This window comes from Burkholderia sp. Ac-20392, from assembly GCF_017104585.1.
Classification (GTDB): domain Bacteria; phylum Pseudomonadota; class Gammaproteobacteria; order Burkholderiales; family Burkholderiaceae; genus Burkholderia; species Burkholderia lata.
Map to the genome: position 1 here is coordinate 1 of NZ_JAAGPB010000323.1, position 10,042 is coordinate 10,042.

Annotated in this window: 9 protein-coding genes and 1 pseudogene; 3 read left to right on the forward strand and 7 right to left on the reverse strand. The window is 68.1% G+C overall.

The genetic code is table 11. The features are described 5' to 3' along the window. From G3N99_RS27375 to G3N99_RS42415, 6 genes are all read right to left on the reverse strand, one after another. Positions 1-782 (reverse strand): NAD(P)-dependent oxidoreductase (locus G3N99_RS27375; RefSeq protein WP_206123958.1); only part of this gene is annotated, 782 nt, incomplete at its 3' end. After that, positions 779-1,849, reverse strand: coding sequence for a LacI family DNA-binding transcriptional regulator (locus G3N99_RS27380; protein WP_206123959.1), 1,071 nt, complete (start codon positions 1,847-1,849; stop codon positions 779-781). The genes G3N99_RS27380 and G3N99_RS27375, both read right to left, overlap by 4 nt. Positions 1,850-1,871: 22 nt before the next feature. Next, positions 1,872-3,758 carry a TRAP transporter large permease subunit gene (locus tag G3N99_RS27385; RefSeq protein WP_206123960.1) on the reverse strand — a complete coding sequence of 629 codons (1,887 nt, stop codon included), beginning with the start codon at positions 3,756-3,758 and terminating at the stop codon, positions 1,872-1,874. A gap of 3 nt (positions 3,759-3,761) precedes the next feature. Further along, positions 3,762-4,790 carry a TRAP transporter substrate-binding protein gene (locus G3N99_RS27390; RefSeq protein WP_206123961.1) on the reverse strand — a complete coding sequence of 343 codons (1,029 nt, stop codon included), beginning with the start codon at positions 4,788-4,790 and terminating at the stop codon, positions 3,762-3,764. Between the two features lie 289 nt (positions 4,791-5,079). Further along, on the reverse strand, positions 5,080-5,988 hold the full coding sequence (locus G3N99_RS27395; protein WP_174981737.1) for a LysR substrate-binding domain-containing protein: 909 nt from the start codon (positions 5,986-5,988) through the stop codon (positions 5,080-5,082). Then, positions 5,981-6,109, reverse strand: coding sequence for a hypothetical protein (locus tag G3N99_RS42415; protein ID WP_256979300.1), 129 nt, complete (start codon positions 6,107-6,109; stop codon positions 5,981-5,983). Before G3N99_RS42415 ends, G3N99_RS27395 begins: the two co-directional genes overlap by 8 nt. Between G3N99_RS42415 and G3N99_RS27400 the strand changes: the two genes are divergently transcribed. Both G3N99_RS27400 and G3N99_RS27405 read left to right on the forward strand, forming a co-directional pair. Beyond that, entirely contained in the window at positions 6,102-7,040 is a 939-nt protein-coding gene (locus tag G3N99_RS27400) for a 2-hydroxyacid dehydrogenase (protein ID WP_206123962.1), read from the forward strand. The genes G3N99_RS42415 and G3N99_RS27400 overlap by 8 nt on opposite strands. 71 nt (positions 7,041-7,111) lie before the next feature. Beyond that, positions 7,112-8,479 (forward strand): MFS transporter, encoded by a 1,368-nt coding sequence (locus tag G3N99_RS27405; RefSeq protein ID WP_206123963.1) that lies wholly within the window; start codon positions 7,112-7,114, stop codon positions 8,477-8,479. Between the two features lie 49 nt (positions 8,480-8,528). Here the strand turns inward: G3N99_RS27405 and G3N99_RS27410 are convergent, their stop codons facing one another. Continuing rightward, on the reverse strand, positions 8,529-9,497 hold the full coding sequence (locus G3N99_RS27410; RefSeq protein WP_174937385.1) for a LysR family transcriptional regulator: 969 nt from the start codon (positions 9,495-9,497) through the stop codon (positions 8,529-8,531). A 363-nt stretch (positions 9,498-9,860) separates the two neighbouring features. On the opposite strand from G3N99_RS27410, the pseudogene G3N99_RS27415 reads away from it, so the two are divergent. Further along, positions 9,861-10,042, forward strand: a pseudogene (locus tag G3N99_RS27415) (HPP family protein); the annotation flags it as partial.

Sequence of the window (10,042 nt, forward strand, 5' to 3'; positions counted from 1 at the left end):
TCGTCGAGTGCACAGCCCGCGAGCCGGCCGGCGTCGAGCGCGTCGGACAGCGCCTGCTCGTCGACCAGTTCGCCGCGCGAAGCATTGATGAAATACGCGCCCGGCTTCATGGCCGCGAACGCGCCCGCATCGATCAGGTTCGCGGTGGCCGGCGTCGCCGGCGCGAGGCACACGACGAAATCGGCCGCTTGCAACAGCGCCGCGAAGTCGACCTGTTCGAGCGTCGGCGCGTCGACGCGCACGTAGGGATCACTGACGAGCACACGCATCCCGAGCGCCGTCGCAATCGGCGCAAGGTGGCGCGCGATCTGTCCGTAACCGATCAGGCCGAGCGTGCTGCCGCGCAATTCGCGCCCCATCTGCGGCACGGGCGGCATCCCGCGGTGGTAGGCCGACGCATAACGTCCGATGCCGCGCGCGAGATCGATCATCGCCCCGATCACCCACTCGGCGACCGCCGGCGCGAAACCCGGGCTCGCCTGCGTGACCAGCACGCCGAACGCGCTCGCCGCGTCGACATCGACGGTGCGGATATCGACCGCGCAGCGCAGGAACGCCGCAAGTTCGGGCAACCCGGCAAACAGCGCATGCGGCGCGGGCGTCTGCCGATACGCGATCATCGCATCGCAACCCTGTGCGGCCGCGACCAGTTCGTCCGTGCCCAGCTCGCGATCGAGCGGGTTGCACGTGACGTCCGCGATCGCCTGCAGCGCGCGCATGGCCTTCGCGCCGAAATAGCGGTCGAGCATCCCCGACGGATGCGTGACGAAGACGTGCGTCATGCCGCCCCTCCTTGCGCGTGGTCCACCAGCGGTGGCGACGCGACCGATGCACGCTCGATGAGGGTCACGCGGGAGAATACGTGCGGCTCGGGCGCCAGCGGCGTGTCGCCGTCCGGCCGCATCACGCGCCGCACCATTTCCTCGGCCATTTCGGTGACGGGCAGTTGCACCGTGGTCAGCGCCGGATTCGAAATCGCCGACAGGAAGTGACCGTCCATCCCGACGACCGACACGTCGTCCGGCACGCGCAGGCCGCCGTCACGCAACCCGGCCATCAGGCCAAGCGCGAACAGGTCGTTGACCGCGACGATGCCGGTCGGCCGCGCCGGATCGGCAGCAAGCGCGACGCCCAGCGCGCGCCCCACGTCGACGATCACCGCGTCGCCATACTCGTTCGCGGGGCCGCCGTCGAGCACCCGCGCGTGGGCGTCGATGCCCGCGTCGCGCGCCGTCTCGAGAAAGCCGCGAATCTTGTCGCTGCGGCTCACCGTCATGCCGGCGACCGTCGCGAACGCAAGCCGCCGGTGTCCCGCATCGACGAGGCAACGCGTCGCGAGCCGCGCGGCGGCTTCGTTGTCGGCCGTCACGTGTTCGACCTTCGACGGCTCGCCGGGCGTCGCGCGCCGGTCGTAGCTCACGACCGTCATCCCGCGCTCGGCCGCGCGCTCGAGGTGGCTCTCGTCGGCCAGCGACGAGATCACGATCACGCGCCGCACACCATGCGCGAACAGGTCGTCGAAGAACGACGCCTCCTTCTTCGCATCGCGATACGTATTGCCGATCAGCACGCGATGACCGTACCGTTCCTGCGCGCAGGCCTCGACTTCGCGCGCGATGTAGCCGTACATCGGGTTCGCCATCGACGGCACCAGCAGCCCGACGAGCGGCGTCTGCCCCGTCTTGAGCTGGCGCGCCAGCGTGCTGGGCCGGTACTGCAGCACTTCCATCGCGGCCTTCACGCGTTCGAGCGTTTCCTGCTTCATCTGGTCGGTGCGGCCGTTGAGCACGTTCGAAACCGTGCTGACCGATACGGCCGCATGACGGGCCACGTCCTGAATCGTACTCATGTCGTCTTGCTGTAAAAGGCGGCTACAGGCCGAAACGGGCCGGCAGCCACAACGAAAACGCCGGCACGAGAATCAGCGCCACGAGGGCGGCGACCAGCACCAGCAGATATTTCACCATCGGCCGCGCAACGTGCCGGACTTCTGTGCCCGTGATCGCGCAGGTCGTGAACAGACCGAGTCCGACCGGCGGCGCGAACAGGCCGAGCCCCATCGCCACCACCACGACCGTGCCGAAATGCAGCGGGTTGATGCCGAGCTGCAGCGCGATCGGCGCAAGCAGCGGCCCGAAGATGATCAACGCCGGCGCACCCTCGAGCACCGCACCGAACACGACCATGACCAGTGCCGCGAGCAGCAGGAACATCGTCGCACCGTACTGGTGGGCGAACGCGGTCATTGTGCCCGAGACCAGCGCCGGAATTTGCTCGATCGACAGCGCGAACGACACACTCGACGCCGCGGCGACGATGAACAGGATGCCGCCGGCCATCGACGCGGCGCGCACGAACACGCGCCCGACCGTACGCCAGGTCAGCTCGCGAAACGCGAGCCAGCCCGCCACGAGCGCATAGACCACCGCGAACGCGGAGACTTCGGTCGACGTCGCGATCCCCGACGTCACGCCCCTGCCGATCATCGCGACCATCACGAGCGCGACCAGCGCGCCGCCCGCGAGCGGCAGCCACGCGCGGCGTTCCGTGAACACCGCCGAGACGTCGATCCTGCGCCCGGTGATCACCGTCACCACCGCGAGCGACGCGGCCAGCACCGCGGCCGGCACGATGCCCGCGACGAACAGGCCGGCAATCGAGATGTTCGCGACGAAGCCCATGATGATCATGTTCACGCACGGCGGGATGGTCTCGGCCATCACCGCGCTGCACGCAAGCAGCGCAGCCGTTTCGTCGGGATCCTGGCGTGCGCGGCGCACCGCCGGCATCACGACGCCGCCGACTGCCGCGATGTCGGCGAGCTTGGAGCCCGACACGCCGGAAAAGCAGGCCGTCGCGAGAATCACGATCAGCCCGAGCCCGCCGCGCACGCGCCCGAAGATCCGCAGCAGCAGCTCGACGAGCCGTGCGGACATGCCGTTCGATTCCATCAGCAGCCCCGCCAGCACGAAGAACGGCACGGCGAGCAGCACGAAGTGATCGGCGCCGGCCATGACCTGCTGCGAGTAGACGAGCAGCGGCAGTGTCGGGTCGGCCAGGAAATACAGCAGCGCCGAGAACGCGAGCACGAAACCGATCGGCACGCCCAGCACGAGGCCACCGACGAAACCGGCCGCCAGCAGCATGCCCGGCGCGATCGCGTGCGCCGGCACCAGCACATTCCATCCGTACAGCGCGGCCGCGAATCCCGCGCAGCACGCGAGCGTGCCGACCACGCGGCGGCGCGGCGCGTCGAGCGCATTCGCAAGCGCGAACACGGTCATGAACAGCGCGCCGAACATCATCGGGTACACGTTGATCCAGCCCGGCAGCCCGCCCGGCGTCAACTGGTCGTACGAGTCGGCAAGCAGCTGGCACGACGACACCAGCAGGTTCAGCGAGACGGCCGCGACGATCCAGTGGCCGATCTGCACGAGCGCGCCCTGCCAGCGTGCCGGGAACCAGCCGCGAAACAGGTCGATGCCCACGTGCTGGCTGCGCCCGAGCACCGTTGCCGCGCCGAAAAACACCAGCACGATCATCAGCGCACTCGCGACCTCTTCGGTCCAGTCGAGCGGGTCGTGCAGGAAATAACGGCACACGACCGAGACGAACACGACGAGCACATCGACGGCCAGCACCGCCGCGGACACGTATTCGATCGCGTGCAGCATCGCGTCCAGCACGCGCGCCACGCGACGAGCCGGACGGCCGGCGCCAGGCGCCGCCGCGGCGCCCGAAACGGAACAGGTCTCCATCGCTCAGCCCCGTACGGCGGCAATCGCCGGAAACAGCGGCGCGGTCGCCGGATACTGCTTGGCGAATGCTGTATAGAGCCGGTCGTGCATCGTCTGCCGCAACGCCGCGCGTTCAGCTGCCGCCATCGGATGGAAGCTCATGCCGTGCTGCTTCAGCGCCTGCTCGGCCTGGTCGGCCTTCTGCGCGGCAATCGCGCGCTGCTGCACGGTTGCGTCGGCCACCGCGCGATCGAACGCGGGGCGCAGGTTCGCCGGAATCCGGTCGAGCGCGCGCCGCCCCATCACGACGGTCATCGCGGCAAACACGTGATGCGATTGCCAGCAGGATTTCACCACTTCGTCGAACTTGCTCGCGAGCACCGTGGCCGGATCGTGCTCAAGCCCGTCGACGACGCCCGTCTGCACGGCCATGTACAGCTCGCCGAACGGAATCGGTGTCGGCACCGCCCCCATCGCCTTGAAGGTGTCCATGAACGCCGGCGTCGGCAGCACGCGCAGCTTCGTGCCCTTCAGCCCCTGCAGCGCCAATACGGGCTGCTTCGTGAACACGCAGCGCCCACCGAAATGCGAGCCCCAGGTCAGCACCGAGCAGCCCGCGCGCTTTTGCAGCAGCGCGTTCAGGCTTGAACCGACCGGGCCGTCGAGCACTTTCGCGACATGCGCATAGCTGTCGAACAGATAGCCGAGATCGAGCATGCCGAGTTCCGGCGCCACCGTCGCCCAGATCGACGAGCCGGCGATCATCATGTCGATCGCGCCGATCTTGACCTGCTGCACGACATCGCTCTCCTTGCCGAGCTGGCTGTTCGGAAAGTAGTCGACCCGGATCGCGTCGCCGACGCTCGCCTTCAGGTTCGCGGCAAGACGCTCGTACCACACGTAGTGCGCGGCGTTCTGGTCGGCCGGCATCGACGACGAGCAGCGCAGTGTCACGACCGGCTGCGCGCGCACGGCTTCCGGCAAGCCGCCTGCAGCCGCGAGCGTGGCGGCGGACACCGTCTGCAGAAAGCGCCGCCGGGTGTAGGTATTCATGGGCCGTCTCCTTTGCGATTGCGCCTCGCGACGCACTGTATCGATTTAGTGTATCGATACAGTAATACGACGACCGACGAGATAAAAATGAGGGTTTTCCCGTGACAAGGATGAAAATGGGGATCCGCGCGGTCGATTTCCGGCCGAAATATTTGCGAATCTGAGGAATTTCGGCCAATTCCGGACGACCCGGAAATGATTCAAGCGGTCATCCTGAATTGTCTGACAACAGACTTTGGGCCACGCATGCGGGCGGGACGCTGGAGCGAGTCGCAGCCCCGCCGCCCCCCTATGCGCCCGCTTCTTCAGCGCTCTCGGTCAGAAACCGCTCGACCATCGCGTTGAACACCGGCAGCGCCGGATTGTCGTTGTCCGTGCGCCACGCGAGATACAGCTCGGCCGCCACGTCGGCGCCCGCGAGCGGCCGGAACACCACGCCGTCGACATGCAGTTCGCGCGCCGACGCCGGCACGAGCGCGGCACCGAGCCCCGCGCGCACGAGGCCGAGGATCGTATGCGTCTGCCCGACGTAATGCAGGTAGTTCGGCAGCCGCCCCGCGTTCGCAAACACGCCCGAGATCAGGTCGTGGAAGTATTTCCCCTCGTTCGGCGAATACGCGATGAACGGCTGCCGGTCGAGATCGTCGGGGCCGATGCGCTCGCACGCAGCGAGCGGCGCGCCCTCCGCGACCGCGACCAGCATCGGTTCGCGCTGCACGAGCCGGTATTCGAGCGGCTGGCGCGCGGCGCGCTGGCGCACGAAGCCCGCGTCGAGCATCCGCGACGCCAGCGCATCGATCTGCACGGTCGACACCATCTCGCGCAATTCGATGTCGACGTCGGGCAGCGCATGCGCGGCGTGCGCCAGCAGCATCGGGATCATCCGGTACGCGCTGACCGCCGTGAAGCCGAGCGTGATGCGGCCGGCGCCGCCATGTGCGACGCGCTGCGCGGCCTGCTCGGCTCGTGCGGAGAATTCGAGAATGTGTCGCGCGTCGCGCAGAAACCGCTCGCCGGCCGCGGTCAGGCTGACCTGCCGGCTGCTGCGTTCGAGCAGCGCGATGCCGAGCGCATGCTCGAGCAACTGGATCTGCCGGCTGAGCGGTGGCTGGGTCATGAAGAGGCGCCGGGCCGCGCGACCGAAATGCAACTCCTCGGCGACCGCGACGAAACAGCGAAGCTGGTGCAGTTCAATCATCCAATTCTTGAATCAATCGATAGTCTTTTGATGTTAGACCGATATCGATGCGATTTCTATACTCGGTTGCACCTGATGCGCGGCCCGCGCCACGCACGACGACCGAAACCTTCATGACCATCGACATCCTCCTCACCCAGCCGCTCCCCGACGCCATCGACGTCGAACTGTCCGCCCGTTACGCGGTGCACCGGCTGTATGCGGCCGAGCAGCCGGACGCGCTGCTCGATCGCGTGGCCGCACGCATTCGCGGTGTCGTGACCGGCGGCGCAAACGGCCTGTCCGCCGCCTTGATGGACCGGCTGCCCGCGCTCGAGATCGTCGCGATCAGCGGCATCGGCACCGATGCCGTCGATCTCGACCGCGCCCGTGCACGCGGCATCCACGTGACGACGACGCCCGACGTGCTGACCGACGACGTCGCCGACATGGCGATGGGGCTGATCCTGATGACGCTGCGCGACCTCGGCGCCGGCGAGCGCATCGTGCGCGCCGGCCGCTGGGGCAAGACGGCCCAGCCGCTCGCAACGCAGGTGACCGGCAAGCGGCTCGGCATCGTCGGGCTTGGCCGCGTCGGGCGCGCAATCGCACAGCGCGCGCAGGCGTTCCGGATGCCCGTCAGCTACTTCGGCCCACGCGAGCATCGCGACAGCGGCTATCGCTTCGTGCCCGACCTCGCCGCGCTCGCGCGCGACAGCGACGTGCTCGTGATCGCGGCATCGGCCGATCACGGCAACGTGCTCGTGACCGCCGACGTGCTCGCCGCGCTCGGCCCCAAAGGATTCCTGATCAATGTCGCACGCGGCAAGCTGGTCGACGAGGCCGCGCTGATTCGCGCGCTCGCCGACGGCACGATCGCCGGCGCCGGCCTCGACGTGTTCGCGAACGAGCCGCACGTGCCGGCCGGGTTGCTCGAACTCGACCGCGTCGTCGTGCAGCCGCACCGCGCGAGCGCGACCCGCGAAACCCGCGAAGAGATGGGCCGGATCGTGCTGGCCAATCTTGCCGCGTGTTTTGCGGGCCAGCGCCCGCCGACCAGCGTCATGCGCTGACCCACACGCCGCACGGCGGCCACCCGTTACAACACCGGATGCCTCCGCACGACGGAGGCCAGGAGACACGCATGCCCAATCGATCCAGCGGCGCCGCCCTCGCCGCGTCGCCCGCCGCCTCGCGCACGATCGGCCGCGTCCGCTATGCGGTCCTCGCGCTGATTTTCGCGGTCACCGTCATCAACTATGCGGATCGCGCAACGATGTCGATCGCCGGCACCGGCGTCGCGCACGACCTCGGGCTGACGCCCGTGCAGCTCGGCATCGTCTTTTCCGCGTTCGCGTGGGCCTATGCGATCGGCCAGATCCCGGGCGGCTGGCTGCTCGACCGTTTCGGCGCGCGGCGCGTGTACGGCCTGAGCCTGCTGCTGTGGTCGGTCTTCACGATGCTGCAGGGCACGGTCGGCTGGCTCGCCGTGCAGGGCGCATCCGCCACGCTTGCGCTGTTCGTCATGCGCTTCATGCTCGGCCTCGTCGAATCGCCGGCGTTCCCGGCCAACTCGAGAATCGTCGCGTGCTGGTTCCCGACCGCCGAACGCGGCACGGCATCGGCGCTGTTCAATTCGGCGCAGTACATGGCCGTCGTGCTGTTCACGCCCGCGATGGCCTGGCTCACGCATGCGCTCGGCTGGGAGCACGTGTTCCTGTGGATGGGGATGCTCGGCATCGCGCTCGCCGCGCTGTGGTTCGCGTGGTATCGCGAACCGCACGGACACCCGCGCGTAAGCGACGCGGAACGCGACTACCTGCGTGCGCACGGCGCGCTCGTCGATCTCGAAGCGAACCGCGTGCGCCATCGGCCGCGCGTGTCGTGGCACGACGTGTCGCAACTGTTCCGCCACCGGAACCTGTGGGCGATCTACATCGGCCAGTACTGCATCACGGCACTCACCTACTTCTTCATCACGTGGTTCCCGATCTACCTGATCAAGGGGCGCGGGATGACGATCATGGAGGCCGGCTGGGTCGCCGCGCTGCCGGCGATCTGCGGGTTCACGGGCGGCGTGCTCGGCGGCGTGCTGTCGGACTGGCTGATCCGGCGCGGCATGCATCCGTCGAAGGCGCGCAAGACGCCGTTCGTCGTGGGGATGGCGATGGCGACGCTGCTCGTGCTCGCGAACGGCGCATCGTCGAACACGGTCGTGATCGCACTGATGACGATCGCGTTCTTCGGCAAGGGGCTCGCGGCGGTCGGCTGGGCCGTACTCGCCGACACGGCGCCGGAAGGGATGGTCGGCTTGAGCGGCGGCGTGTTCAACGGCCTCGGCAACATCGCCGGGATCGTCACGCCGCTCGTGATCGGCTATTTCGTCGCCAGCACTGGCTCGTTCGCCGGCGCATTGTGGTTCGTCGCCGCGCACGGGCTGCTCGGCATTGCCGCCTACGGATGGCTCGCGGGACGCTTCGAGCGGATTCGCATCGCGCCGCCGCACGCATGAGCCTCGCCGCGACCCGTGCGGTTCGCGCGGAGCACGCCCGCGCGGATCGTCACGCGCGCTTGCGGCCGCCCGGCGTCAGTTCGGTGGTCAGCCGGTCGAGTTCGCGCAGGTCGTTCTCGAGCGCAGGCGTGAGCGTCGTGCGCAGGTGGTCGAGGAACGTGCGGATCTTCGCGTCGAGATAGCGGCGCGTCGCGTAGACGGCATACACGCTCACCGTCTGCAGCCGGTACTCGGGGAGCACGCGGATCAGCCGCCCTTCGCGGATGTCGTCGAGCACCGTGTACAGCGCGACGCACGCGATCCCGCGCCCGGCGCGCACCGCGACGCACAGCGCGTCCGGCACGTTGACCTGGAACGGCGCGGGCTGCAGCTCGTACACGGCCTCCTCGCCGTCACTGCGCTCGAGCCGCCACTCGCCGGCCGGCGACGCGGGCGTATCGAGTCGCAGGCACACGTGGTTCGGCAATTCGTCGGGTGACTGCGGCGTGCCGTGGCGCGCCAGGTATTCGCGCGACGCGACGAGCACGCTGCAGCTCGTGCCGCAGGTCTGCGCGACATAGCCCGAATCGGGCAACTGCGACGCCGTCACGATCGATACGTCATAGCCCTCCTCGACGAGATTCGGCATCCGCTGCGCGAGCGTCAGCTCGACCGACACGTCGGGGTTGTCTTCCTGGTAGCGCACGATCGACGACACGACGTGACTCTGCCCGAGCCCCGTCATCGCGTGGATGCGCATCTTGCCGCTCGGCCGCAGCAGTGCGTTGCGCGCCTCCGCGTTCGCGTAGTCGATTTCCGCGAGGATCGATTTCGCGCGCTCGAAATAGCGTTCGCCGCTTTCGGTGAGGCCGAGGTGGCGCGTCGTGCGATGCAGCAGCCGCGTCTGAACGTGCGCTTCGAGGTTCGATACCGCGCGCGACACCTGCGCGGTGGTCGCGTCGATTTCCTTCGCGACCGCAGTAAAACTGCCGGCTTCGACAACGCGCACGAACAGGCGCATGTTTTCGAGCATGTCCATTGAATTGGCTTGGGGAGAGTCAGTGGGGAGGCGTCGGCAGCGCTCGCGTCAGGTGGGGAACGGAACGCAGCCGCGAACCACGTCGAATCGATCACCGTGCCGGGAGAAAGGCGGGAGAGCGGGCATCGCGTACGTAGTTCTGGCATGACGGGGGATTCAGTGGCCCGAATTGTACGCCGCTACAGACAAATTTGCGCGGTTCCCCGGCCCGCAAGCTCTCATCGGATGAAAGCTTGTTGCAAGCAACGTGCGTCGCGCACGTGCAACGGCTTGATGCAGCGCGACAATTTGTATCACAACGCGATATAATTCGCGGCTTGTCGCTGCGCGCATCCGCGCTGTCACTTTTACCGCTTACCGTCCATGTCGTCAGGCTCCCCTTCGTCGCGCCGCACGTTGCGGCAATGGCTGCACAGCTTCATTCCCCATCCGATGTCGCTGGGCTGGCGCGAGCGCCTGCGCTCGTGCACGGGCGCGCTCGTCGGCATCGCGACGGTCGGCGTGACGATGCGGCTGCTGCCCGGCGTGCCGGGCCTCGTGCCGCT

Coding starts and splice junctions, on each gene's coding strand:
- G3N99_RS27380 (WP_206123959.1), bottom strand. CDS start 1,849: ATGAGTACGATTCAGGACGTGGCCCGTCATGCGGCCGTATCGGTCAGC.
- G3N99_RS27385 (WP_206123960.1), bottom strand. CDS start 3,758: ATGGAGACCTGTTCCGTTTCGGGCGCCGCGGCGGCGCCTGGCGCCGGC.
- G3N99_RS27390 (WP_206123961.1), bottom strand. CDS start 4,790: ATGAATACCTACACCCGGCGGCGCTTTCTGCAGACGGTGTCCGCCGCC.
- G3N99_RS27395 (WP_174981737.1), bottom strand. CDS start 5,988: ATGATTGAACTGCACCAGCTTCGCTGTTTCGTCGCGGTCGCCGAGGAG.
- G3N99_RS27400 (WP_206123962.1), top strand. CDS start 6,102: ATGACCATCGACATCCTCCTCACCCAGCCGCTCCCCGACGCCATCGAC.
- G3N99_RS42415 (WP_256979300.1), bottom strand. CDS start 6,109: ATGGTCATGAAGGTTTCGGTCGTCGTGCGTGGCGCGGGCCGCGCATCA.
- G3N99_RS27405 (WP_206123963.1), top strand. CDS start 7,112: ATGCCCAATCGATCCAGCGGCGCCGCCCTCGCCGCGTCGCCCGCCGCC.
- G3N99_RS27410 (WP_174937385.1), bottom strand. CDS start 9,497: ATGGACATGCTCGAAAACATGCGCCTGTTCGTGCGCGTTGTCGAAGCC.